We start from the raw sequence: 25204 nt of genomic DNA on the forward strand, positions 1-25204 counted from the left end.
TCCTTACCGCGTCTCTCGGTGCAAAGTATGTTTATTACAATATTTACAAAATTTCTTAACCTCTAGTCGTTCCTGTCTAGCTGGATTAGCAGCAATAATGTAATTACGCGAACCACATACTGAACAAGCTAGAGCGATCTTCTTCTGCGCCATAATGTTTCTCCTATCGATTATCAGACTAACTCTACCATGATAATCCTTTTTCTGTCAATTGTCGTTTTTATCCTTAGACATATTGTCTCGCAAATCGGCTAAGCGTGACAGCTGCTCCTCATTCCATGGTACTCTTCTGACCGCAGCTTCATCTTGATATTTTTTTGCCTGCTTCTTGACATCCTTCTTAGCTCTACCAATATCTTGATACAATTCCCAAGCTGGTATACGTAATGCTCCCTGAGAAAAAATTGTCCATTGCTCTGCCTGATCACTTGTTGCGACAGTTACTTGTGTCAACCTAGTCTGTAGTTTCTTTGCCAACGATTCAATATACGAGTCGGCAGTCTGCTCCTCCGCAGTCCAGATAATCTCTAACCCGTATTGTTGATAATTCTTGCTCAGACCGGGAACATACATCGCATCAAAAACAACAATGATATGATAGTTTCTTTGTTTCTTATAATTAGACAAAACATGCAGCAATGTATCACGTGCTTCTTCCAAATGTCCCGATAATTTCAACTTATTTAGTTGTGGCCAATTGCCAATCATATTATAAGCATCAACGATTAGAATGTTCTTCTTCATCTTTAATTACCCCGCGAAGAAAATCCTTGATATATCAACAAGCTTGCTGCCACACTCGCATTTAGACTTTGGACGTGTCCAATCATTGGTATTGTTAACATTTCATCACACTCTTTCTTCAGAAGAGGTGAAATTCCCTTGCCTTCATTGCCAATTACTAATGCAACAGCTCCAGTTGCATTCCACTTTCGAAAGTCGGTTCCATTCATATCAGTTCCAAAAACCCAAACATTCTTTTTCTTGAGTTCCTTAACAAGCTGTACTAAATTAGTAACCCGTGCAACAGGAACATGCTCAATTGCTCCAGTTGATGTCTTTGCTACCGTTGAAGTTAGCTGAACAGCACGTCTTTTAGGAATAATAATACCATGTACTCCCGCAGCATCAGCAGTCCGCATGATTGAGCCTAAATTATGTGGATCTTCAATCCCATCTAAAATCAAGAAAAAAGGGTCTTCATTCTTGATGGCAGCAGCCTTGAATAGATCATCGATCTCGGCATACTTATAGGCAGCGATGGCAACTACCACTCCTTGATGGTTTTGCCCATCAGACAATAAATCCAGCTTGCTTTTAGGAACCTTCGAGACAATAATTTTCTTTTTCTGGGCTAGTGTAATAATATCGCGAATGGCATCCGACTTTAATTCTTCCTGTACGAAAACCTTATTAATATCCTGATTGCTTTTGAGCGTTTCAGTTGCTGGGTGCCGTCCTATAACGAACTCAGTATCTTTATTTGTATCGACCAAATTATTTTTGCTCCTTTTCAATCATTTCAATACACCATTGAGCTAGTTCAGTAACTCGGCTTTCCTGATTACTTAAAAACAAATAACCGAATAATGCCTCAAAACCAGTTGAAATACGATAAGTAATTACTGCCGTATTCTTTGCTGAAGTATGACTCTTGGCATTTCTTCCACGTCTAAAATATTCTAATTCCGTTTCATTCAAAATATCTTGTTCCTGCATTTTTTCAGCCAGAAATGATTGCGCCTTTGCTGAAACATAATGAGTGGCGGTCTTATGAAGATGGTTTGGCTTTGTTAATCCCTTAGCAAGTAAATGTTTACGGACATATACCTCATAAATTGCGTCACCCATATATGCTAGTGCAATCCCATTTACTTGTTCGAAATTATTTTTTTCATTCATCTTTCTTCCACCTTGTTCCCTGTGCAGTATCTTCCAATATAATGCCCTTTTCCTTTAACAAATCCCTAATTGTGTCGCTCTTTTCAAAGTCATGGTTCTTGCGTGCTTCATTGCGCTGCTCAATTAGTTCTTCGATTTCTTTTACATCAACATCTGCTTCTTTATGAACATTCAAAAAAACACCAAAAATATTCAGTTCCTCGACCAACGCTGACATGAACTCTTCCAAAGTACTTTTTACTACTTGAGTTTCAGAGCTGTAAACATTCAGCCGCTTAGCTAAATCATAGACAACCGTAATTGCATTTTGAACGTTGAAATCATCATCCATTGCAGCTTCAAAATCAACTTTTTGCTGTGCTAAATATTTTTTACTTTCACCATTAATTTGCGCATCCACAGCATCTTTTAGGCGATAAGCAGCATTGTCATATGCCCCTTGCAGTTTCTTTAAATTTGCAGCTGCATCTTCTAAATTAGCCTGACTGTACTTGATTGGCCGCCGATACTGAGTCGTTGCCATAAAGAATCTTAAAACTTGCGGATTGACTTTTTTGACAATATCGTGAACAGTAATGAAGTTGCCCAATGATTTACTCATTTTTTCCTCATCTTCACCAATTGTGACAAAGCCATTATGCAACCAATAGTTTGCAAATTTCTTACCCGTTTTAGCTTCACTCTGTGCAATCTCATTTTCATGATGAGGAAATTCTAAGTCTTGTCCACCGGCATGTATATCAATTGTATCACCCAAAAGTTTTGTTGCCATGACAGAACATTCAATGTGCCAACCAGGCCGTCCATTTCCCCAAGGTGATTTCCAGAAGATTTCATCTTTCTTTGCAGCCTTCCAAAGAGCAAAATCTAAAGGATCTTCCTTTTTTTGAATTTCATCATCATTGAGCCGCTGACTTGCTCCTTGCTCCAGTTCATCGATCGATTGCCCAGAAAGCTGTCCATAATTAGCAAATTTACGGGCTCGATAATAGACATCTCCCTGTGATTCATATGCATATCCCTTAGCAATTAATACCTGGATAAAATTAATAATATCATCCATTGTATCCATTACTCGTGGATTCAAAGTTGCTCGCTTGATATTAAGTGCATCTGTGTCTTCATAGAAGGCTTTAATATATTTATCAGAAACTTCACGCGGAGTAATCTTGAGTTTCTTGCTAGCAGCAATGATTTTATCATCAACATCCGTGAAATTTGAAACATAATTAACATGGAACCCGCGATACTCAAAATATCGCCGGATTGTATCAAAAGCTATTGCACTTCGCGCATTTCCAATATGGATGTAGTTGTATACAGTTGGACCACATACATACATTGTAATCTGCCCCGGACTAAGGGGGGTGAAATCTTCTTTTTCATTTGTGAGCGTATTATAGAGTTGAATCATTCACTGCTTCTCCTTTTTTACTCTTAATTATATACGATTATCCGATAAAGTGGTAGAAACTCCTCAAGTCTCTTGTAAGATACAAAAAGGATGTATCGTACGAGTCGATAAAATCTAACACAAATTTTAAGCATATTTTTTTCATAAGTGCTTCGAAGTTAGACAGAGGAGTTTGACTTATGGAACATGTTTATCCGAAAGCCAATAAAAGGACTAGATCAAAATTCAACTTTTGACCCAGCCCTCTGTACAAAATTACAAATAAATGTGCCTAAAAATTAGCCTTCTTCAAAAATATCCACAACTAAGAAATACAACTACATCTCAGCTAATGTCTTTTTAAGATGCTTCAGAGCTTTCTCTTTACCCAATAGTTCAATCGAAGCTGCAAGTTCTGGACCGTGCGTTTCGCGTGTGGTTGCAATTCTAATAGGCATATAAAGCTTTCTGCCCCTAATCCCAGTTTCTTTTTGAATCGCATAAATAGTATTTTGAATCTCGGTAGCATCAAAAATTGGCAATTCTGCTACTTTCTTCGCAAATTCATTCAACACTGTCTTTGCACTCTCGTCACTCAATTCCTTCATTGCTGCTTCATCCAATTTTGGTGGTTCATCGAAGAATATTTCTGATAATTTTACAATTTCACCTGTATAAGACATTTGTTGTTTAAACAAACTGATCAATTTACGAGCCCATTCAATCGTTTTAGGATCAGGATTTTTCTCGACCTTGCCCGCCTTAATAAGCTGCTTAAGTGCAGAATCAACAACACCGTCTTCTTTAGCATTTTTAACATATTGATTATTAATCCATTCAAGTTTCTTACCATCAAATGATGCAGGTGAACGACTCAAACGTTTTGGATCAAACATACTGATCAGTTCTTTGCGATTGAAGATTTCTTTTTCTCCCACCGGAGACCATCCCAATAATGTAATGAAATTGAACATTGCATCTGGCAAATATCCTAATGCACGGTATTGTTCAATAAACTGAAGAACGCTTTCGTCACGCTTACTCAACTTTTTACCGGTCTCAGTATTAATGATTAATGTCATATGTCCAAACACTGGTGGTTCCCAGCCAAATGCTTCGTATACAACTAATTGTTTTGGCGTATTGGCAATATGATCATCACCACGTAACACATGAGTGATTTCCATCATATGATCATCTACAACAACTGCGAAGTTATATGTAGGTACACCATCGCGCTTTTGAATAACAAAATCTCCACCAATTGTGTTCGAATCAAAGCTGATATGACCCTTGACCATGTCATCGAATTCATAGGTTTTGTTTTCTGGTACTCTAATTCTTACAACTGGCTTTAGTCCAGCTGCACGTGCTTCTGCTTGCTTTTTTGAAATTTCTTCATCAGACATACCTGCATATTCATAGATATATCGTGGTGCCTCACCATTTGCCTTTTGTTCTTCACGTTGTGCATTCAATTCATCTTCAGTCATGTAAGACTCATAGGCAAGACCCTTATCCAATAATTGCTTAATCAAAGGTAAATAAATTGCTTGTCTTTCAGACTGGCGGTATGGTCCAAAGTCTCCTGGCTTATCAGGGCCTTCATCCCAGTCAATCCCCAACCATGTTAAATTCTCTAATTGACTTCTTTCACCGTCTGCAATGTTCCTTTTAGAATCAGTATCTTCAATTCTGATAACCATGGTTCCGTTATTATGTCTTGCAAACAAATAGTTAAACAATGCAGTTCGTGCATTCCCTATATGCAAATGCCCCGTTGGACTTGGTGCATAACGCACACGAATTTTTTTATCTACCAATTATAGCGCCTCTTTCTTTTTCTGAATTGATTAATCAAACTAAATTTCATAGTCAAAATAATCGATACACCGATAATTTTACAATGAATATGCAGAAAAATAAACCAACTAGATAAAAATTTCCTATTTTAATTATTTTCTTTTATTCCTCTTGTTGAATGTACAGGTTTAGCAAAGATCATTCTCCCTGCGTCTGTCTGCAATGCACTTGTCACTACCACTTCAATTGGATTGTTCAAATAAAATCTTCCATCTTCAACAACAATCATCGTTCCATCGTCTAAGTATGCAACCCCTTGCTGCCTTTCAGTACCATTCTTGATAACCGTGACCGTGAGCTTCTCCCCAGGTACCACTCTAGGCTTTAGAGCTTTTGCCAATGCATTAACGTTTAATACTTCAACATTCTGAAACTCACTAACCTTGTTTAAATTATAATCATTCGTAACAATCACTGCATCCAAGAGTTTAGCTAATTTAATCAACTTGCTATCAACCTCTTGAATATCATCAAAATCGCCTTCATACATTTCAACAGGTATTTTCTTTTCATCTCGCAGCTTATTAAGAATATCAAGTCCCCGTCTGCCACGAACCCTCTTAATACTGTCTGCAGAATCAGCGATATACTGCAGCTCATACAATACAAAATTAGGCACAATCAGTGTTCCCTCGATAAATCCAGTATTAACCAAATCATAGATTCGGCCATCAATCAAGATATTTGTATCCAAAAGTTTTAGGCGATGAAAATTATCCCCAGTCTTTCGTTCCAAGACACTGGCATTATCCGCACTCTCAGTCTTTTTTTCTGTTCGCAGTTTCCTGCTGTTCATAAGTTTTTTAAAGAAATCTAAATGATTCTTCCCTACGAAATATCCTAAGTAACCAAATATAACCATCAAAACAATAGGGATCACTGTATTCAATAAAAATACCTGTGAACGCGAAACCAAAGTTGATATCAAGGCGGCTATCATTAAACCTACGACAACCGAAAGACTTGTTGAAATTATTACATACGGATTCTGCTGTGCCAAGTTGTTCTCTAGTCTCTTTATTAATCTTTCCAAGGGTTCAGTCACAAATATCGAGACGACATGCATCACTGCCAACCCAATTAAAATATTTACAGCAAAATTATTAATCCAGATATGATCTGAGAGACCTACCAATAACCAGATTGGTGGCATAAAGGTGTACCCTGCACCAACTCCTAGTACTGCGAGTACAACTTTTATCATTATTTTTCTCATTTCCTTCTCCTTCCTAAATTATTAGTTAAAAGTTACTTTCAGTGCCTCACTTAAAGTCGAAACACCGACAACCTTTATATTTTTTGGGGGAGTCCATCCAGCCAAATTATTTTTAGGCAAAATTACTCTTTTAAACCCAAGTTTAGCTGCCTCAGCGACCCTTTGCTCAATTCGATTAACTCTTCTGATTTCACCGGTTAATCCGAGTTCTCCAATGAAACAATCGGTTGCTTGCGATTGAGCATCACGATAACTTGAAACAATACTGACCGCAATTGCTAAGTCAATGGCCGGTTCATCTAGCTTCACCCCACCGGCTGCCTTTAAATATGCATCCTGATTTTGTAAAAGCAGACCCGCACGTTTCTCAAGAACAGCCATAATCAAAGAGATTCGGTTGTGATCTAATCCCGTCGTAGTTCGCTTGGCATTTCCAAAAGCAGTTGGTGTAACAAGTGCCTGAATTTCAACCAAAATCGGACGTGTTCCCTCTAGAGAGACAACAATGGCAGAGCCGGTCGCTCCACTGAGTCGTTCTTCTAAAAAAATCTCAGAAGGGTTTTGAACTTCGTACAACCCTCCTTCTTTCATTTCGAAAATTCCAATTTCATTTGTCGAGCCAAATCTATTTTTTACAGCTCTAAGAATTCGATAAGCGTGGTGCAAGTCTCCCTCAAAATATAAGACTGTATCAACCATATGTTCCAGTATTTTTGGACCAGCAATTGCTCCACCCTTGGTAACATGACCAACTATGAAAATAGTTATACCGTTAGTCTTTGCAATCTGCATTAACTCAGCTGTAACCTCCCTGATCTGTGCCACGCTCCCAACTGCAGAAGACATCTCAGGTTCCTGCATGGTCTGAACAGAATCGATGACTACAAAATCAGGCTTCAACTTATCAATGTATTGGTGAATACTTGTCATATCAGTCTCTGGGTATAGATAAAATTGCTGTCCTTTTACTCCCAAGCGCTGTGCCCGCAGCTTGATTTGCATTGCACTTTCCTCACCGGATACATATAAAACCGTTAATTTCTGTTTTGCCAGCTGTCCCGAAAGTTGAAGCAATAGCGTGGACTTTCCAATCCCAGGATCACCACCTATTAGGATAAGCGAACCCGGCACGATCCCTCCACCTAAAACTCGATCAAGTTCAACCGATGCAGTCGTTGTTCGCGGATTATCTTGCACATCCACTTCATCAATTAATTGTGGTTTAGGACTGTTACCGCTAAAACTAACCCTCGTTTTTTTATTAGTTTTATTGGATTTTTCAACCTCTTCAACTAGAGTATTCCATGCACCACAATTTGGACAGCGCCCCAAATATCGTGGTGAAGAGTACCCACAATCTTGACACACATACTGTGTTTTAATCTTGACCACTTGCTAGCCTTCTTTCGCTTACTAGATTCATCATAGCATGTTTGCTTATTTTTAAGCGTGTTTCCTTCATTCTTTAATTTTTTTTACCTACCTGATGATCCAAAACCTCCTGTTCGTTTCTTTAATGGCTCCTCTTCACTGTCAATCGTCAGAAAAGGAATAAAGATGCCTTGACCAATACGTTCATTTTTCTTGATTACTACATCCCTGATGCCAAAATTCATGAGTTGAAAGAATATCTCTCCATCATTATCAGCATTGCCGTAATAATCAGCGTCAACAATTCCGACCCCATTTGGTAAAATTAAGTTTCTTTTTAATGGATTGCTAGAGCGATTGGCAAGCATCAAAAATTCCTCGTCTCCCATATATGCTTTGATGCCTGTCGGAACTAAAAGTGGCTTAAGGACTTTGGTGGCTTTTTCATAATCAATATCTGTAATCTTTTGTTTTTTCGTAATACTCCATAAAATTTTTAAAAAATTAAGTTTCCATATTGATGGCAACACAAAATCCTGTGCCGCATAAAAATCATACCCCGCTGCATTTTTTGTAGCACGCGTCGGCAGTGTGATTTCTTCTTTTTTAAACCGCTTTACTACCTCGAATCCTCTTTTCAAAATATCACTCTTTCCCTAATTTATTCTACTATTCTATCATTAATCAACAAACAGATACAGTACCTTCTCGTATGCTATAATTAAACAAAAAGAGGTGTTTTATATGATTACTAAATTCACAGAAAATTCCTTTGATTATTATCGTTCAGAAAGTGATAAAAAACCTGTAGCACATATTGGTTTTTCATTGCTTGACAACTCCCAAACATACTTAGTTGAACACACTTGGGTAGATGAAAATGCACGTGGAACCGGACTAGCAGGAAAAATTACGAAGGATTTTCTTGCCAAGGTGACTGAAGAATCCAAGAAAGTTATCCCGTTATGTCCCTATACGAAGAAATTCTTTGAAAACCATGCTGAGTATCAGCATCTACTTAAAGAAGAAAATAATTAATGAGGTGAATATGGTGAATCAAAATGAGTTAAAGGCTCTTGTTGGAAAAAAAGCAGTAGATTGGGTTTTTGATAATATGACTATTGGCTTAGGAACAGGGTCAACAGTTAAATATATGATAGAAGCTCTCGCAAAAAAAATTCAGAAAGAAAATCTGTCGATTACAGGTGTTGTCACATCCGCAGAAACAGCTAAGCAGGCAACTTCCTTAGGCATTCCCTTAAAGTCAGTCGATGAAGTTGATCACATTGATCTCACGATTGATGGCGCCGACGAGGTTAGTTCCGACTTCCAAGGTATAAAGGGTGGTGGAGCTGCCCTTTTGTTCGAAAAAATAGTGGCAACTAACTCGAAAAAGAATATCTGGATTGTGGATCAAAGCAAGTTAGTAAATAAATTAGGAAGCTTTCCCCTTCCAGTCGAAGTAATTCCCTATGGCAGCAAAAAGATTTTTGAACGTTTTGATTCTAAGAAATTCCATCCAACTTTCAGATTAGCCGCTGATGGTTCAAAATTACGAACTGATTCCGATAATTATATAATTGATCTGCATTTGGAACAAATATCAGATCCATTTAAGCTTGCTGATTATTTGAAAGCACAAGTTGGTGTCGTCGAGCACGGCCTCTTCTTAAATACTGTCAACACTGTTATCGTTGGTTACGCTAGTGGTCCTAAAGTTCTCGAAGCCCGCTAATTGGAAGCAAGGTTTACGTGTTACTTTATTTATCATATAATGTTGTTATATCTTTTTAAGGAGAGTGACAAATAGTGAGTAAAGCTATTCAGCACCAACAATTATCAAAATTTAAAAATTCTCTAGAAAACCGTGTAGATCATAAGGTCCTTGAGCGTGCAGTTACAAAAAACGGAATCTATACAACCTCTGCTGATTATCGTTCTGAAGTTAACATGACACCTGTTTTTTCTATCGACTTGGATACAGGGGATGTTGCTAATCAAAAACAATCTGGCCGTTGTTGGATGTTTGCCGCATTAAATACAATGCGCCATGACATGAAAAATAAATTCAATATGCCAAAGGATTTCGAGCTTTCACAAAACTATACATTTTTCTGGGATAAACTTGAAAAAGCTAATTACTTCTATGAAAATGTGATTAATACAGCTTCCTTACCAACATCAGATCGTAAAGTTTCCTTCCTGATGACAACACCTCAACAAGATGGTGGTCAGTGGGATATGATCGTGGCAATCATTGAAAAATATGGTGTAGTTCCTCAATCAGCTATGCCTGAAACATTCAATTCTTCTGCTTCACGTGAATTTAATAATACTTTTGACTTAAAATTACGCAAAGACGCTGTAACTTTACGTAATTTAGTTGCAAACGGAGCATCGGAAAAAGAGCTTGAGGATACAAAAGAAAAAATGTTAGATGATGCATACCGCATGCTAGCTTATAGCTTTGGTGAACCACCTGCTCACTTTGACTTCGAGTATCGTGATTCAGATAAAAAATATCATATTGATCGTAACATTACACCTATCGATTTCTTTAACAAGTATGTTGGCTGGAACCTAGATGACTATGTTTCAATCATCAACGGCCCAACTGCTGACAAGCCATTCAATCACATGTATACTGTTGAAATGCTTGGTAACGTTGTAGACGGTCGTCAAGTTCGTCACTTGAACGTTGACATGGCAACATTCCGCGACGTTGCAGTAAAGCAGCTTCAAAGTGGTGAAAGTGTATGGTTTGGCTGTGATGTAGGTCAATCTTCCGACCGCCAAAAGGGAATCATGGATACTGAGTTATATCACAAAGATGAACTTTTTGATATTGATTTAAGTATTTCTAAGGCTGAAAGATTGGATTACGGTGAAAGCCTAATGACACATGCCATGGTTTTAACTGGAGTTGATCTTGTCGATGGTGAACCAACTAAATGGAAAGTTGAAAATTCATGGGGTAAAAAAGTTGGTACTAATGGATTTTTCGTTATGAGTAATGACTGGATGAATGAATATTGCTATCAAATTGTTGTTAACAAGAAATTCCTTTCTGAAAAATTACAAGAAGTCCTCAAGGAAGAGCCAAAAGTACTAGCTCCTTGGGATCCAATGGGTGCTTTAGCATAAGTTAGAGAAACTCAATGTTAGATAAGGCTTTACTTACAAAAAAATATAATTTTAATTAGTAAAGGGAGTCAGTCAAAAGTTAACTTTTGACTGACTCCTCTATTTATTTCAGATAAGTGTGTGACACAAATCAACGTTCTCCTACTAACCACAAATTTTACCAATTTATGTCTAATTTCCGCTTTATTTTTTACATACCCTATCTTAATTCCCTTTTGGAAATAATCTTTAACTTATTATCAAGTTCATAGACAATTGGGACCGCATTTTCGACTTCAACTCCGTCAATTGCTGAATCACTGATTCCTTCAATATACTTGATTAAAGCCCTCAAAGTACTACCATGTGCCACAATGATCTGATTTTTTTGATGAATCAAGTTAGGAGCAATACTATCCAACCAATACGGAATAATTCTATCAGATGCATCCTTTAAGCTTTCTGCCAAAGGTAAAATTGTCTTTGGATAAGCAGAATATCGTCTATCTTCGTCAGGTTTATCCATTTTAGGAGGTACAGTGGTAAAGCTCCTTCTCCACAACGCAACTTCTTTTTTCCCATAAGTTTCCACCGTCCACTGTTTGTTTAAACCTCGTAAAGCTCCGTAATGTCTCTCATTTAGACGCCATGTTTTTTTTATTGGAACACTATTTTGATTAATACAATCGAGTACAATATTAGCGGTCTTAATTGCACGCGTAAGGACGGATGTGTGCAGATCAGTAAAAATAATTTTCTCTTCATCTAAGAGCTTCCCAGCCTTTATCGCCTGCTGTTCTCCTTCTACAGTTAATGGTGAATCTGACCAACCGGTATATTCATTTGCCAAATTTGCTGTGCTTTGTCCATGCCTTAGTAAAACTAATTTAACCATATCTTCTGTCTCCTCTAATAGTCTTGCCTAATATCTTTATCATATCAGACTTTTTTGATCTAGAGTAGTTTATTCAGAGCAAAAAAGAAGTCAAGTCAAGATTCAACTTCTGACCTAACTCCCCTATCATTCCTTATAAACACGTTCTATAAGTCAAATCTTTTCGACTGATGTTACGCTGCGTTTTCTAGCTTCATTATCAGTGTAACTAAAAAGACCCAGCCCGCGAAACTAAATTAATAAAGTATTTCATTAATTTAGTTACTTGAACTAGATCTATTCTTAGATTGTTTCATTAATCAAATGTCAGTTTAACTAAATCAGAACTTTCCTACTTTAAGCGTCCTGCAAATGAAGGTGCATATCCTGAAACTGATCCAACACGAACTGTTTCACCAGTTCTTGGTGCATGTACATATTGACCATTTCCAATATAAATTGCTACATGATATGATGCTCCTTTGCTACCCCAGAATAATAAATCGCCTGGTTGTGCTTGCGAAACAGATTCATATGTAACATATCCCTCTTGCGCAACAGTATTATGTGGCAACGATACTCCAAACTTAGCATAGACATATGCAGTCAAACCTGAGCAATCCATCCCTGATAGAGACTCACCGCCCCAAACATAAGGAATGTTCATTTTTGTCAAAGATAATGCAGCTGCAACAACTGAACTTGTATCCACACTCGAACTTGATGATGCAGTCGCAGTTGAAGTGGTTGAATATGCGGTCTGAGTTACAGTTGCTGAACTACTTGTGCTGCTGTTATTAGAATTGTTGGAACTATTTGTAGAGGTGTTCGAAGTAGTCGTACCACTATTTGTATTAGTAGTGGTGACTGTCGCTACAGCCTTTGTAGCTGTTGCTAAAGCCTTATTAGCATCTGCACTACTCTTGGCTGCTTTGACAGCTGCAGCCGCTTTCTGGGCCGCTGCTAAAGCTGCTTCAGCTTTTTCCTTTGCAGCATCTTCTTTAGCTTTCTTAACCTTTAATTGTATCTTTTGAACAGCTAAATCAGCCATATCATTTCTTAATTTTTCACTAGTCTTCTTTTGAGCTGCTACGGATTCATCAACTTGCTTTTTATCAGCCGCAACTTTTTCTTGATCATTTTTTTGATCTTGCAAAGTTTGATTATTTGCATGAATCATCGTTGCAACTGTAGCAACACGATCAATTGCATCACTAAAGCTTTTTGAATCTGTTAAGAATTCTATTAAGCTTCCTGTATCATTTTGTTGAGCCGAACGTGCTTGCTCAGCTAAATGAGATTTTCTTGCATTAATGTTTTTCGTCAATGAAGCAATCTCAACTGAATCGGAATATTGCTGATCCTGTAACTTTGAAAGTTTCTTTTGACTTTCGTTTACTAATTTCTGAGTATCAGAAATCTTTTGATTTACCTCGTTAATTTGTGTTGCAGTATCTGAAGCTGAAACGTGTGTTCCTAAGCTGACAACTGTTACAAGTGAAGCAACTACGAGTACAGTTTTTGAAATTAAATTATGTTTCACTGACTTACACCTCTGACATTTGATTAAATACTTTTTTTTAATTTTTTACGTACAATTTAACTACAAGAGTAATTCTACCACGCTTGCACAGTAATGAGCATTACATTATATTTACAAAATCTGCTCAAGAATAGCAATTTCAAGCACTTTTATTACATTAAGATTTCAAAAATTACAAAAGGAAATCTAGAGGTTTTTTGCTCTTTTTATTCGCATATTTCGACAAAATTTACAAGTTTCATACTTTTTATTATTATAATGGCTCTCTTAGTGGAATTAATTAGTTAAAAACAATAAAAAAGAAGGGATGTTTGTTGCTTAGAGCAGCAATTCCCTTCCAAATTTGAAATATATAAGTCATGTAATAATTAATTTTTGGGTATGATCGTTTCTTCTTTGGCTCGATTACCCACAAATGTGACAACAGAACCCAACAAAATAATTACAATTCCAATAATTGTCAATGTTGTTACTTTCTCTCCAATCAAGATTGCTGCTAAAATTGGAGCCAACCCTGGTTTTATAAAAAACACTAGGGAAGCAGTGGAGACATTCGAATTCTCCATTGCAAGAAAATAAAAAGCAAATCCACCACCTGTAACACAGATTCCTAAATAGAGTAACATTGGTAAAGAACCAATTGTTATATTCTGCAATATTGGCAGGTCTTGAAAAGATTTTAAACTTGGAATGCTTCCTAAAGCATCAGCAACAAATGGTATATGTGTAATTAGTGAAAGTATAAACAATTCAACTGTTCCAGCTATGAATGTATAGCATGTCATGACAATCCCATTGAGTCCTCTTTTAGTAGAACCATAGCGTGAAATAATTGAATAAAAACCAAATGTTATTGCAGCTAGGACACCCAAGATGATTCCCATTGGTTTAGTAAGATGAAGTGGATCAATGATTACAATCAGGCCTAAAATAGATATCACAACAGCAATTAAATTTGCTCGTCCTAAACGTTCTCGCAAGATAATGAAAGCAAATATTAACGCAAATACTGGATTACAACTAAATAAAACTGCTACTGTTGAAGCCTTCGTTGCAACAACCGCCAACTGAAAAAGCGACATGCTGACAATTACACAGAGAAATCCTGTAAGACAGAAAAGGTACCAATCTTCTTTTCTCAGCTTTCTCTTACTTGCTTTCAATCCCTTATTTGCAAATGGCAGCAATACCAAGGCACCAATAAAGAAACGAATAAGATTCAATTGGATTGGATTAAACGTGGCACCGGCTACCTTTAGCGCTATTTCCATTGAACTGAACATAAATGTCGATATTAGGACATAAACTATTGTCTTTTTCACAACTATCCCTCTTTTTAAATACTTTGTGTAACTAACATTAAAATTGGTACGACTGCTAATGACATCAATGTCGTCTCCGTGACCATCACCGCAGCGTAGTCAGAGTCTGCACCATATAAATTCGCAACAACCGGAGCATTAGTCATTACAGGCATAGCCGATTGAAGTATGAAAACTTGCTTCATCAAAACTGGCATATCTGCTGGTATAACCAGCAAGCACATCAACGCTGGCGCAAATAAGAAACGCCCCATTAGCACCAGAATATTATCTTTATGCAAAGCAAGATGGTTAAGACCGGCATGCGAAACAGAGATACCAATGAACAACATTGAAAGTGGTACGGTTAGGTTACCAATATAATCCAAGTCAGATTTAACAAATATTGGTAATTTGACCTTTAATAGGACTAAGATAACACCTACTACAAAACCCATAAGCGGCGGTGAAAAAATCTTACCTAGCGTTTTTTTCCAGTCCAATTTACTTTTCAATCCACCGTCTCGCTGTATCAAGTATGTACCCAACGTCCAAAAAATGGTAGTATTTGCCATATAATAAATCAATACATATGGTATGCTATCCACCCCAAAAAGCGCTCTATTAATTGGTAAACCTACAAAGACCGTATTCGAGTTAAAAAACATCGATGAAAACAAGCCTGCATGACTTTTGCGAATTCTAAATATTTTTACAATTGCAAACGCAAGTGCCATCAGTATTACCATCGAGATGACTGGAAACCTTAAATCTGGCAACATTCCAGACAGATCATTGGCACTGAACTTCATCGTAATCGTGGATACCATATAGCATGGTAACGCAATTTGTGTTACTAATCTAGCTATCAGTTTAGTCGACTTTTCACCAAACCAGCCGCGTTCTGCTAAAATATATCCCAGTATTATCATCACTAATATTACCAGCACACCAGAAATGCTGTGCTCAAAAACCTTCATATTCTCATCTCTTTCTCTTCATTCTGTCATATATCAACATTCACCAGTATATCACAATTTATTACAAAATTTCCTCCGGTTTTTAATTAGATTATCCTATTTAATATCCAAAATAGTTTAAAAAAAATTTAATTTTAAGTTATGCTACTCAATCCACAATTCTTAGTAGTATAATTCTTGTAACAATGTTGATTAAGGAGTTACTGATGAATAACAATAATAATAATGAATTTTCCACGTCTTCTCCATTAAGAAGAGAAAATAATCATGACCACCGCAAAAAGAGACCACATAAAAAGCGCAGAATGTTAAATTTAATTGGACTTATTGTAGTATTGATTTTATTCTATGGAGCTGGTATTTATGCTCGCAGCTTGCTAGGAGCTGCCCAACAAACTCTTGATAAAACATATCAAAAAACCAAAGTTAAGAAACTAAGGAATGTCTCTCAGATCTTAAAAAAGAAAAAACCTTTCTCAGTTTTACTTCTAGGAACTGATACTGGTGACCTAGGAAGAACTGACAAGGGACGTACCGATACTATCATTGTTGCTACTATCAATCCACAAACCAAAAGGGCAACTTTAACAAGTATTCCTCGTGATACTCAAGTTAAGATTACTGGCTCATCCAATTCCTATGACAAGATCAATTCGGCTTATACAATTGGGGGAACATCTGCTGCAATTTCAACCGTGCAAAAGACACTCCATATTCCGATTGATTTCTATCTACTGGTTAATATGGGAGGCTTATCAAAATTGGTTAATGCAGTTGGTGGGGTTTCAATTGATCCTCTATTGACCTTCCATTATAGCTATGCCAATGTTACTAAGGGCAAAACCGTGACCTTAAATGGAAATGAAGCCCTTGCATATTCAAGAATGCGCTACTCTGATCCAGAGGGTGATTATGGACGCCAGAAACGTCAAAAACAGGTAATTGAAGCAATTGTTTCTAAACTGCTGACAATTTCTTCCATATCCAACTTTCAAAAAATATTGAATACCGTTAAAGACAATATGCAAACTGACTTAACTTTCAATGATATGATGACAATTGAAACTAACTATAAAGACGCGGCAGGAACCATTAAATCGTATGTACTTCAAGGTGAAGATGCAACAATTGGTGGTTTATCATACCAAGTTGCCACGGCAGATGAAAAACGTAAAATTTCTAATAAGATTCGTTCAGAATTAGGATTGAATCCTTCAACTGCTACTTTCACTGGTCAAATATATAGTTCGTATGGTTCAAGTTCCAGCTACAGCTCAAGCTCTGGCTATGGTTCTACCTATTCATCAGGAACTGGTACTACCTATGGTACCTATTCTTCAAGTTCTCCTTCTCACTATGGTTACTAAAATATAATATAAAAAGGACTAGATCAAAGATTAATTTTGATTTAGTCCTTTTTTGATTTTCTATCCATATAACTTCGAATTAACCACAGCAAAAAATGTGTTTACAAATTTCATAATCTCATGTTAGATCACGCATAGCCACCCCACGCCATTTTTATATTCTAGATAGATCCAGCAGCATACTGCCATATGACAGCCCTGCTCCAAAACCCGATATCAGTGCAACATGGGGCCTTTCTCCTCGCTTTAGTGCTCGGTCCAGGCCAATCGCTATTCCAGCTGAAGACGTGTTACCATAGAATTCAACATTTGTTTCAAACTTACTTAATGGTACATTAATGCCAAGTGCAATATTTTCAATTAACCTTAGATTGGCTTGATGCGTCACAATTAATTCCAATTCAGAGTTTGTATAACCATTTTGTTCAAGTAAATTAGTAATATGTTCTGGAACTATCGATGTCACAAACTCATAAACTGCACGTCCATCCTGATAAAAAGCATCCATCTTAGGATAATTATCTCCAGATATCTCACTTAAAGGAGCAATTCTTCCGCTATGAATTACGTTAGGCGCTGGACTTGTTTCAAGTTTTTCCGCGATGAACATTTCATCATCTGGATTATCACTTGCCGTCAACAACACTCCGCCGGCTCCATCACCAAAGAAAACAGCAGATGTTCGATCAGAAAAATCCATCATTTTGGAATTTACTTCACCAGCGATCACAATTGCTTTGTTATAATTTCCGTGACGCAAAAACTTTTCTGCTGTACTTAATGCAAAGATAAAACCTGCACAAGCGACACTTATATCAAAAGAAAAAGCCTTCACTGCATCAATTTTTTGCTGAACGAGTGATGCAGTAGCCGGTGTAATTGAATCCGGACTAATTGTAGCTACTATGATTAAATCAATTTCACTGGCTTCAACCTTGGCCTCGGCTAATAATTTTTTGGCCACCTTTGCACAAAGATCTGACGTATTCTCATTAATAGCATAATGGCGCGTTTTTATCCCTGTATGCTTTTGAATCCACTCATCTGAAGTATCCATATACTTAGATAGTTCAGCATTAGTCACTACACGTTCTGGCACATAATGTGCACTGGCTTCTATTTTTACGGCTCTAGGCATCTTATTATATTCTCCTATATCGAATATCCAATTAGTTCATTGGTCAACTTCTTTATACAAATCTGCGATACTTTTATTTTACTTATACATAAATAAAAAATCCATACCAAAACAATAATTTTGGAATAGCCCATATGATGCGGGTAAATGGATTCGAACCATCACGGGCTGTAACGCCCACCAGATCCTTAGTCTGACGCGTCTGCCAATTCCGCCATACCCGCAACAACAAAAATAATTATACCAAATACTCTGCGTGAGGGCAAGCCTTTTTTATTTATACATTGCTTCTTTTTGTAATTTCAATCTGCCATGGCACCTTGAACAGACATACCCTTTTAAATCTATCTTACGTTTTCTCAAATAAGGTTGACCGCATTCTGTACAGATGTACCTATACGCATGTGCTGAGCTGTTACTGCTTAAGGGTGCAAATCTTAAGCCACCTACTTCGGCCAATAACTTCTTAAAATCACAATCTCTATGCCTATATCCTTTATTATTAAGATGCAGATGATAATGACATAACTCATGCTTAATCACACCTTGCAAAGTCTCCACGCCATGTTCAGTTAACATCTTTGGGTTTATATCAATGTTGTGTGTCCTAAGATCATAGCGCCCACCAGTCGTGCGTAAACGCGTATTGAACGTTGCATTATAATCAAAAGTCTGTCCAAATGACTCCACAGATATTTTTTCAACAAGTTTTTGCAAAGTATCACTATTCAAAATAACTCATCTCTTTTCTGGAGAAATCATTGTTAGCTGAATCCTCTTCCTTTGTTCGTCAACACTCAAAACCCATACATCGACAATGTCACCCACTGCTACAACATCATTAGGATTTTTTACGAATTCCCTTCTTAATTGGGATAGATGAACCAATCCATCTTGTTTTACTCCAATATCCACAAAAGCACCAAAATCAATAACATTACGCACTGTACCTTTGAGTTTCATGCCCACTTTTAAATCTGATATTTTTAAAACATCGCTTCGTAACAGAATTGGAGGTAAATCGGATCTAATATCCCTACCAGGTTTAATTAAACTTGTAACAATATCGGCTAGTGTTGCCGTTCCAACACCAAGTTCACCAGCAACTGCCTGAATATCCACACCTTTCAATTTTACGGTGGCCTTGCTTGTTCCAATATCTGAAATGATAATCTTGCATTTCTCTAACAGACTTTTAGCTACATGGTAACTCTCAGGATGAATATCAGTATTGTCTAAGAAATTCTTACCGCCGATTATTCTCAAGAAACCGGCAGCCTGTTCATATGCTTTTGGTCCAAGTCTAGGTACCTTTTTTAACTCATTTCTTTGCGTAAACATCCCGACTTCATTACGATAAGCAACAATATTTGCTGCTGTCGTACTTGACAAGCCAGAAATATTCTGCAAAAGCTGTGGACTTGCTGTATTCAAATCAATTCCAACTTGGTTAACCGCAGTTTCAATCACAGCATCTAACTTATTACTAAGTTCTTTTTGCGGTAAATCATGCTGGTATTGTCCAACACCAATTGCTTGCGGATCAATTTTTACCAACTCTGCCAGTGGATCCTGCAAACGCCTTGCAATGCTTACGGCGGAACGTTCTTCTACATGAAAGTCTGGGAATTCATCCCGTGCAATTTTACTGGCCGAATAAACTGACGCACCAGCTTCATTCACAATCGCGTAGACAACCGGCTGCTCAGTCTGCTTCACAGCCTCAGCCACAAAAGATTCAGACTCGCGGCTTGCTGTTCCATTTCCTATCGCAACGACATCTACCTTGTTTTTTTCAAGTATCTCTACAAATTGACTCATTGCCTTATTCCAATTCACATCATCTTTTTGCGAATTCTTTTGTTTATGCGGATATATAATTGCCTTACTCTTAAATCTCCCTGTCTCATCCACCACTGCTAATTTGCAGCCCGTACGGTACGCAGGATCAAATCCTAATACACACTTGCCCTTTAGAGGAGACTGCATCAATAGATGATATAAATTATCTCCAAAAATTTCAATTGCATGTGCACTAGCTCTTTGTGTCAATTCAGTACGAAGTTCTCTTTCAATTGCTGGCTTGATCAGCCTTTTATATCCATCAGCAATTGCTGCTTGCAAGATTTTAATGATCTCTGGTGTTTTATTTTTTATAATTCTTACTGATAAATAGTCTAGAATCTGAGCCTCATCCACCTGAATACTAACACCGATGATTCCAAGTCTTTCTGCACGGTTAATTGCCAAAACTTGATGATTAGCAATTTTTTTGTATGACATTACAAAATCATAATAGTTTTTAAAAACTTGCTGCTCATCCTCTTCTGTTTTCTTAGGCTTAGTCGTTATTTTACCTAACTGCTTAGTAATTTGCCGAATTCTAGTACGATATAAAGCATTCTCGCTTACTTCTTCCGCAATAATGTCACATGCTCCTGAAATAACCTGCTGTACATCAAGAACATCTTGTGATGGATTTACAAACTTCTCAGCATATTTCTTTGCTGCTTTTGCATTTACCGTCATTAACCATTTAGCAAATGGTTCAATTCCTGCTTCTCTTGCAACCATCGCCCTTGTTCTTCTTTTTTTCTTAAAAGGTAAATACAAATCCTCGATTGTCTGTAAAGAACTGGCTTCTTCAAGTTTTTTCTTCAAAACTGGAGTCAATTTTTCTTGTTTTTCAATTGCGGCCTGAACATCTGCACGCCTTTTTTCAATCTTCTCTAACAACTGTTTACTATTAAGAATTTCACGGATTTTTACTTCGTCCAGATTACCGGTTTTTTCTTTTCGGTACCTTGCCATAAATGGAACGGTTGCACCTTCATCATACATTTCTGCAGTCGCTTGTACTTGCTTATACTTTAAATTAAGCTGTTTTGCAATTTTATCTAATATCAGATTACTCACTGTCATTCTCCTTTAAAAAAAATAGCATAGTTAAACCTCCAAGTTGATAATTCACTTCAGATTATGGTTTAACCACACTAATTTTTTTATTTCCAAAACTCATCATAAACTGTGATTGGTGAATGCCGTTTATGCTGCGTCTTTAAATACCATGCTTCAATCTTTTCTGCCGCGGCACTATCAATATCGTGGCCTTCCAAATAATTATCGATATCATCATAGGTAACTCCTAAGGCTACTTCATCTGGTAACGCTGGACGATTATCTTCTAAGTCCGCCGTTGGTTTCTTCTTATATAAGTGCTCCGGTGCCCCAAGAATCTCGAGCATTGCTTTACCCTGTCGTTTATCTAAGCGCCATAGTGGAGTAATATCTGCGCCGCCATCACCAAATTTTGTATAAAACCCAGTTACTGCTTCAGCAGCATGATCCGTGCCAACCACAGCTCCTTTGTTAGCAGCTGCAATTCCATATTGAGCAATCATTCGTTCACGTGCCTTGATATTCCCACGATTGAAATCACTGACTTCTAAGCCATTTTCTGCAATACTTTCTACCATCGCATCTGTTGCTGGCTTGATATTAACACGAACTATTTTATCAGCCTTCATAAATTCGATTGCATCCATCGCATCTTGTTCATCGGCTTGGTTACCATATGGTAGTCGTACAGCAATAAATTGATATTCATTATCACCGGTTTCTGTTCGTAATTCCTTGATTGCTAACTGGCTTAACGCACCGGTCAAAGTAGAATCTTGTCCACCCGATATTCCCAAAACAAGTGTTTTCAGAAAATCGTGTTTTTTTAGATACTCCTTCATAAAGTCAACACTTTTTCGAATCTCAGCCTTTGGATCAAAAGCAGAACTAACACACAATTCACTGATAATTTTTTTTTGTAACTCTCTCATCTAGAAATCCTCCTTGAGTGCCACACATAATTATATGTGATGTTTTCTACCATCATTTTACGCTTTTTTATTGATACTTTCACGAATTTCTTTAATTATCTTCATTTTATTATTGTAGCACGCTTCAGACAAATCGACTGGATAGTCTTGTGGATTAAGGTCACGCTTATATTCTTCCCAGAGACTGTCGAGCCGCTCATGTGCATATTCTTTGATTGCTATTAGACTAGGAACTTGGTAAACCTGTGTTCCATTTACAAAAATATCCTTTAAAAGCGGGCGTGCATCAAAATCTGTTATATTCTTATTAATATATGTGTATTGTGGATGAAACATGTACAATGATTTTTCTTCTGCGGGCTTTTCATCCCACAAAGCGATGTAATCACCCTCGGATTTACCATCGGCCTTCTTTGTAATGCGCCATACCTGTTTCTTCCCTGGTGTTGAAACTTTTTCTGCATTACTTGATAATTTAATCGTATCCTCGAGAATTCCGTCGCTATTCTCAATTGCTACCATCTTATAGACTGCGCCAAGTGCAGGCTGATCGTATGCCGTGATCAGCTTTGTTCCAACTCCCCACACATCGATCTTTGCCCCTTGCATTTTTAAATTTGTGATTGTCTTTTCATCAAGATCATTTGAAGCATATATTTTAGCACTTGAAAAGCCAGCCTCATCCAACTGTTCCCTAACACGTTTAGAAATATACGCCATATCTCCAGAGTCAATTCGCACACCCAAGAAATTTATCTTATCACCTAATTCCTTTGCAACCCTGATTGCATTAGGAACTCCACTCCTTAAGGTGTCATAAGTATCAACAAGAAATACACAATCCTTGTGTGTAGTAGCATATGCCTTGAACGCCTCATAATCATCACGATATGCTTGAACAAGCGCATGTGCATGAGTCCCGCTAGCTGGGATTCCAAAAATTTTGCTGGCCCTTACGTTACTCGTCGCATCAAAGCCACCAATATAAGCCGCTCTGGTTCCCCAAATAGCTGCATCAAATTCTTGAGCTCTTCTTGTTCCAAACTCCATGATAGCATCATCATGAACGACCGATCTCACACGAGCTGCCTTTGTTGCAATCAATGTTTGATAGTTGACTACATTCAAAATTGCCGTCTCGACAAGTTGACAATCCGCAAGGGGACCTTCAACTTGCAAGATTGGTTCATTATTGAAGACAACTTCTCCTTCCACTACAGCTCTTAACGTTGCTGAAAACTTGAAATTTCTTAAGTATTCCAAAAAATCATCAGAAAAATTACCAGTTTCTTTTAAATATTCAAGATCACTTTTTGTAAAGTGTAATTTATTAAGATAATCAATTACACGTTCTAAACCAGCAAAGATAGCATACCCATTTTGAAAGGGAATTTTTCGAAAATAAAGCTCAAAAACTGCTTTTCTTTGGTCAATCCCCTTCAGCCAATACGTTTGAATCATATTGATCTGATATTCATCAGTATGTAAAGCATAACTATCGTCTGGATAATTCATTTCCATCTTTTTTACTCCTTCTCAGCTATGCTGAGCAATATTATTATTTGTAATCACATTTACACAAAAAAATAAAAGCTGTAACGCTTTCCCTTTATGCAATGTCCATTGCACTATAATAACACTTTTTCATAATCACGTCATTTCTGTTATACTATGGCTAGTCATTTTGAAAAAGAGGTATTTTATGTCAGATAAATATGAAAAAGTAGCTGTCCTTGGTGTCAATTTTACTAAAATTACAAATAAGGAACTACTGGAACAGTTAAAGACAGATAGCCTGAATCATTCAAATCGTTTCGTAATCACAGCCAACCCTGAAATTGTTTTGTACGCGCGTGATAATCCAGAGTATTTAGCGGTAATCAAATCAGCCGACTACACAACTGCCGATGGGATTGGGATTATTAAGGGTGCTAATATACTGAAGACTCCTTTGCCTGAAAGAGTAACCGGTTTTGATACGCTTTGCTCTTTGTTGGAATTTGCTGATAAAGAACAAAAAAGTGTTTATTTCTTAGGTGCTAAGCCCGAAACAGTCAAAAAAGCAATTGCTAAAATTCGTCATGAATATCCTGCTTTGAAGATTGCGGGATATCATGATGGTTATTTTGAGGACGAACAGGAGATCGCAACCGAGATTAAAGCAAGCAATCCAGATTTTGTCTTTGTTGCATTGGGCTTCCCAAAACAGGAATTTTTTATTGCCAAGCATCGTCAGCTCACTGCTTCTATCTGGATGGGAGTCGGTGGTAGTTTCGATGTTCTAGCAGGAACTGTCAAACGTGCTCCACTTTTTTGGCAAAAGCATCATATTGAGTGGTTATATCGTTTATTCCAAGAACCATCTAGATTCTGGAGAATGCTAGCATTGCCCAAATACCTAATAATGATATATTTGGAAAAATTTGGCCTGCTTAAGACTGATGACTGACTTAAATTATTATTATTAAGTTCAAAAAAGGAGCTGGTTCAAAAGTTATATTTTGAACCAGCTCCTCTATTTATTTATTCCATATAAACGTGTTTCATAAGTCAAAGTTTCATCAATTCTTTATTAGCAAAATAACAAGCTATTTTTCCAAGTAAAACTCGAATCTCTCACCAACATATTGCGTCCTAACATATTCGAATGGCTTTCCATCTTCTAGATTAGTGATCTGACGCAATCGCAGTACAGCCTCGCCTCTGCGAATTCCTAAATATTCAGCTATCTGTTCTGAAGCTAACATCGCAGAAACCGTTTGTTGTGCGTGCCCAATTATATGCCCACTCTCTTCAAGCACATGATACAAAGAACTTGTGACTTCTTCCTTACTGTATTGTTTTACTAATTCATGAGGAATTGTAGCAACCTCAAAACAAATTGGCACACCGTCAGCATACCTGATTCTTTCCATTCTCAAAACCAGATCTTTTTCCACCAAATTCAGTTTCTCCATTTCACTCAAAGATGGAGTTGCAATATGATAAGAAATTGTTTTACTAGATGGCTTTTTCCCTTGTGCTCTCATCAATTCAGAAAAACTAGTCACACCAGATGACATTTTTTCTTGAACTTTTTGTCTAGCGACAAATGTACCAGAACCTACATGCCTTTCGAGAATACCTTCATCGACAAGAGTTTTTACTGCTTGTCGCAGAGTCATTCGACTCACACCAAAGGTCACAGCCATCTCACGTTCTGAGGGAATACGCTCGCCTACCTTCCACCTCCCAGACTCAATTGAACGCTTAATTTCGTTGTGAATCTGAATATAAATAGGTGATGACATTAGTATATTCCCT

24 protein-coding genes and 1 tRNA gene are annotated in these 25204 nt (G+C 37.3%); 5 read left to right on the forward strand and 20 right to left on the reverse strand.

What is annotated here, in order from left to right:
• Positions 1 to 3: 3 nt before the first annotated feature.
• From rpmG to IV36_RS07380, 9 genes are all read right to left on the reverse strand, one after another.
• On the reverse strand, positions 4 to 153 hold the full coding sequence (gene rpmG / locus IV36_RS07340; protein ID WP_056991536.1) for a 50S ribosomal protein L33: 150 nt from the start codon (positions 151 to 153) through the stop codon (positions 4 to 6).
• A 54-nt stretch (positions 154 to 207) separates the two neighbouring features.
• Positions 208 to 744 carry an NYN domain-containing protein gene (locus IV36_RS07345; RefSeq protein ID WP_056991537.1) on the reverse strand — a complete coding sequence of 179 codons (537 nt, stop codon included), beginning with the start codon at positions 742 to 744 and terminating at the stop codon, positions 208 to 210.
• A gap of 2 nt (positions 745 to 746) precedes the next feature.
• On the reverse strand, positions 747 to 1496 hold the full coding sequence (gene rlmB / locus IV36_RS07350) for a 23S rRNA (guanosine(2251)-2'-O)-methyltransferase RlmB (protein WP_056991538.1): 750 nt from the start codon (positions 1494 to 1496) through the stop codon (positions 747 to 749).
• Position 1497: 1 nt separating this feature from the next.
• Positions 1498 to 1902 (reverse strand): Mini-ribonuclease 3, encoded by a 405-nt coding sequence (locus IV36_RS07355; RefSeq protein WP_056991539.1) that lies wholly within the window; start codon positions 1900 to 1902, stop codon positions 1498 to 1500.
• Positions 1895 to 3316: a cysteine--tRNA ligase gene (gene cysS, locus IV36_RS07360; RefSeq protein WP_056991540.1), complete on the reverse strand. Its 1422-nt coding sequence runs from the start codon at positions 3314 to 3316 to the stop codon at positions 1895 to 1897. The genes IV36_RS07355 and cysS overlap by 8 nt, the downstream gene beginning before the upstream one ends.
• 317 nt (positions 3317 to 3633) lie before the next feature.
• Entirely contained in the window at positions 3634 to 5118 is a 1485-nt protein-coding gene (gltX, locus tag IV36_RS07365; RefSeq protein WP_056991541.1) for a glutamate--tRNA ligase, read from the reverse strand.
• A 128-nt stretch (positions 5119 to 5246) separates the two neighbouring features.
• Positions 5247 to 6374 (reverse strand): PIN/TRAM domain-containing protein, encoded by a 1128-nt coding sequence (locus IV36_RS07370; RefSeq protein ID WP_056991542.1) that lies wholly within the window; start codon positions 6372 to 6374, stop codon positions 5247 to 5249.
• Positions 6375 to 6395: 21 nt separating this feature from the next.
• Positions 6396 to 7766 (reverse strand): DNA repair protein RadA, encoded by a 1371-nt coding sequence (gene radA / locus IV36_RS07375; protein ID WP_056991543.1) that lies wholly within the window; start codon positions 7764 to 7766, stop codon positions 6396 to 6398.
• Positions 7767 to 7849: 83 nt separating this feature from the next.
• Positions 7850 to 8386: a dCTP deaminase/dUTPase family protein gene (locus tag IV36_RS07380; protein ID WP_056991544.1), complete on the reverse strand. Its 537-nt coding sequence runs from the start codon at positions 8384 to 8386 to the stop codon at positions 7850 to 7852.
• 103 nt (positions 8387 to 8489) lie between these two features.
• On the opposite strand from IV36_RS07380, the gene IV36_RS07385 reads away from it, so the two are divergent.
• From IV36_RS07385 to IV36_RS07395, 3 genes are all read left to right on the forward strand, one after another.
• Positions 8490 to 8783: a GNAT family N-acetyltransferase gene (locus tag IV36_RS07385; RefSeq protein WP_056991545.1), complete on the forward strand. Its 294-nt coding sequence runs from the start codon at positions 8490 to 8492 to the stop codon at positions 8781 to 8783.
• Between the two features lie 13 nt (positions 8784 to 8796).
• Complete coding sequence (gene rpiA / locus IV36_RS07390) at positions 8797 to 9480, forward strand: ribose-5-phosphate isomerase RpiA (protein ID WP_056991565.1); 684 nt, start codon at positions 8797 to 8799, stop codon at positions 9478 to 9480.
• A 74-nt stretch (positions 9481 to 9554) separates the two neighbouring features.
• Positions 9555 to 10889, forward strand: a complete 1335-nt coding sequence (locus IV36_RS07395; RefSeq protein ID WP_056991546.1) for a C1 family peptidase — start codon at positions 9555 to 9557, stop codon at positions 10887 to 10889.
• Positions 10890 to 11088: 199 nt separating this feature from the next.
• Here the strand turns inward: IV36_RS07395 and IV36_RS07400 are convergent, their stop codons facing one another.
• The 4 genes from IV36_RS07400 to IV36_RS07415 form a co-directional block, all read right to left on the reverse strand.
• A complete protein-coding gene (locus IV36_RS07400) occupies positions 11089 to 11763 on the reverse strand; it encodes a 2,3-bisphosphoglycerate-dependent phosphoglycerate mutase (RefSeq protein ID WP_056991547.1) in 675 nt (224 codons plus the stop codon).
• Between the two features lie 331 nt (positions 11764 to 12094).
• Positions 12095 to 13285, reverse strand: coding sequence for a C40 family peptidase (locus IV36_RS07405; RefSeq protein ID WP_056991548.1), 1191 nt, complete (start codon positions 13283 to 13285; stop codon positions 12095 to 12097).
• Between the two features lie 368 nt (positions 13286 to 13653).
• A complete protein-coding gene (locus tag IV36_RS07410) occupies positions 13654 to 14607 on the reverse strand; it encodes a DMT family transporter (RefSeq protein WP_056991549.1) in 954 nt (317 codons plus the stop codon).
• A gap of 14 nt (positions 14608 to 14621) precedes the next feature.
• Positions 14622 to 15566 (reverse strand): AEC family transporter, encoded by a 945-nt coding sequence (locus IV36_RS07415; protein ID WP_056991550.1) that lies wholly within the window; start codon positions 15564 to 15566, stop codon positions 14622 to 14624.
• A 206-nt stretch (positions 15567 to 15772) separates the two neighbouring features.
• On the opposite strand from IV36_RS07415, the gene IV36_RS07420 reads away from it, so the two are divergent.
• A complete protein-coding gene (locus tag IV36_RS07420) occupies positions 15773 to 16933 on the forward strand; it encodes an LCP family glycopolymer transferase (RefSeq protein WP_056991551.1) in 1161 nt (386 codons plus the stop codon).
• Positions 16934 to 17087: 154 nt separating this feature from the next.
• Here the strand turns inward: IV36_RS07420 and IV36_RS07425 are convergent, their stop codons facing one another.
• From IV36_RS07425 to IV36_RS07450, 6 genes are all read right to left on the reverse strand, one after another.
• Complete coding sequence (locus tag IV36_RS07425; protein WP_056991552.1) at positions 17088 to 18071, reverse strand: beta-ketoacyl-ACP synthase III; 984 nt, start codon at positions 18069 to 18071, stop codon at positions 17088 to 17090.
• Between the two features lie 138 nt (positions 18072 to 18209).
• Positions 18210 to 18295, reverse strand: a tRNA-Leu gene (locus IV36_RS07430).
• A 49-nt stretch (positions 18296 to 18344) separates the two neighbouring features.
• The gene (locus IV36_RS07435; protein ID WP_056991553.1) at positions 18345 to 18803 is read right to left on the reverse strand and encodes a SprT family protein; all 459 of its coding nucleotides are present in this window, start codon (positions 18801 to 18803) and stop codon (positions 18345 to 18347) included.
• Between the two features lie 6 nt (positions 18804 to 18809).
• Positions 18810 to 20987: a Tex family protein gene (locus IV36_RS07440; protein WP_082623731.1), complete on the reverse strand. Its 2178-nt coding sequence runs from the start codon at positions 20985 to 20987 to the stop codon at positions 18810 to 18812.
• An 86-nt stretch (positions 20988 to 21073) separates the two neighbouring features.
• On the reverse strand, positions 21074 to 21901 hold the full coding sequence (gene nadE / locus IV36_RS07445) for an ammonia-dependent NAD(+) synthetase (RefSeq protein ID WP_056991555.1): 828 nt from the start codon (positions 21899 to 21901) through the stop codon (positions 21074 to 21076).
• A gap of 57 nt (positions 21902 to 21958) precedes the next feature.
• Complete coding sequence (locus tag IV36_RS07450) at positions 21959 to 23422, reverse strand: nicotinate phosphoribosyltransferase (RefSeq protein ID WP_056991556.1); 1464 nt, start codon at positions 23420 to 23422, stop codon at positions 21959 to 21961.
• 181 nt (positions 23423 to 23603) lie between these two features.
• Here IV36_RS07450 and IV36_RS07455 point away from each other — a divergent pair, with 181 nt between their 5' ends.
• Positions 23604 to 24350, forward strand: a complete 747-nt coding sequence (locus IV36_RS07455) for a WecB/TagA/CpsF family glycosyltransferase (RefSeq protein ID WP_056991557.1) — start codon at positions 23604 to 23606, stop codon at positions 24348 to 24350.
• Between the two features lie 139 nt (positions 24351 to 24489).
• On the opposite strand, the gene IV36_RS07460 is transcribed toward IV36_RS07455, so the two are convergent.
• Positions 24490 to 25191 carry a GntR family transcriptional regulator gene (locus tag IV36_RS07460; RefSeq protein WP_056991566.1) on the reverse strand — a complete coding sequence of 234 codons (702 nt, stop codon included), beginning with the start codon at positions 25189 to 25191 and terminating at the stop codon, positions 24490 to 24492.
• Positions 25192 to 25204 lie beyond the last annotated feature (13 nt).

This window comes from Liquorilactobacillus mali, from assembly GCF_001437155.1.
GTDB classification, from domain to species: domain Bacteria; phylum Bacillota; class Bacilli; order Lactobacillales; family Lactobacillaceae; genus Liquorilactobacillus; species Liquorilactobacillus mali_A.

Bases quoted from the DNA above. Each gene is read 5' to 3' on its own strand.
- rpmG (WP_056991536.1), bottom strand. From the start codon at position 153: ATGGCGCAGAAGAAGATCGCTCTAGCTTGTTCAGTATGTGGTTCGCGT.
- IV36_RS07345 (WP_056991537.1), bottom strand. From the start codon at position 744: ATGAAGAAGAACATTCTAATCGTTGATGCTTATAATATGATTGGCAAT.
- IV36_RS07355 (WP_056991539.1), bottom strand. From the start codon at position 1,902: ATGAATGAAAAAAATAATTTCGAACAAGTAAATGGGATTGCACTAGCA.
- cysS (WP_056991540.1), bottom strand. From the start codon at position 3,316: ATGATTCAACTCTATAATACGCTCACAAATGAAAAAGAAGATTTCACC.
- IV36_RS07370 (WP_056991542.1), bottom strand. From the start codon at position 6,374: ATGAGAAAAATAATGATAAAAGTTGTACTCGCAGTACTAGGAGTTGGT.
- IV36_RS07385 (WP_056991545.1), top strand. From the start codon at position 8,490: ATGATTACTAAATTCACAGAAAATTCCTTTGATTATTATCGTTCAGAA.
- IV36_RS07400 (WP_056991547.1), bottom strand. From the start codon at position 11,763: ATGGTTAAATTAGTTTTACTAAGGCATGGACAAAGCACAGCAAATTTG.
- IV36_RS07415 (WP_056991550.1), bottom strand. From the start codon at position 15,566: ATGAAGGTTTTTGAGCACAGCATTTCTGGTGTGCTGGTAATATTAGTG.
- IV36_RS07420 (WP_056991551.1), top strand. From the start codon at position 15,773: ATGAATAACAATAATAATAATGAATTTTCCACGTCTTCTCCATTAAGA.
- IV36_RS07425 (WP_056991552.1), bottom strand. From the start codon at position 18,071: ATGCCTAGAGCCGTAAAAATAGAAGCCAGTGCACATTATGTGCCAGAA.
- nadE (WP_056991555.1), bottom strand. From the start codon at position 21,901: ATGAGAGAGTTACAAAAAAAAATTATCAGTGAATTGTGTGTTAGTTCT.
- IV36_RS07450 (WP_056991556.1), bottom strand. From the start codon at position 23,422: ATGGAAATGAATTATCCAGACGATAGTTATGCTTTACATACTGATGAA.
- IV36_RS07455 (WP_056991557.1), top strand. From the start codon at position 23,604: ATGTCAGATAAATATGAAAAAGTAGCTGTCCTTGGTGTCAATTTTACT.
- IV36_RS07460 (WP_056991566.1), bottom strand. From the start codon at position 25,191: ATGTCATCACCTATTTATATTCAGATTCACAACGAAATTAAGCGTTCA.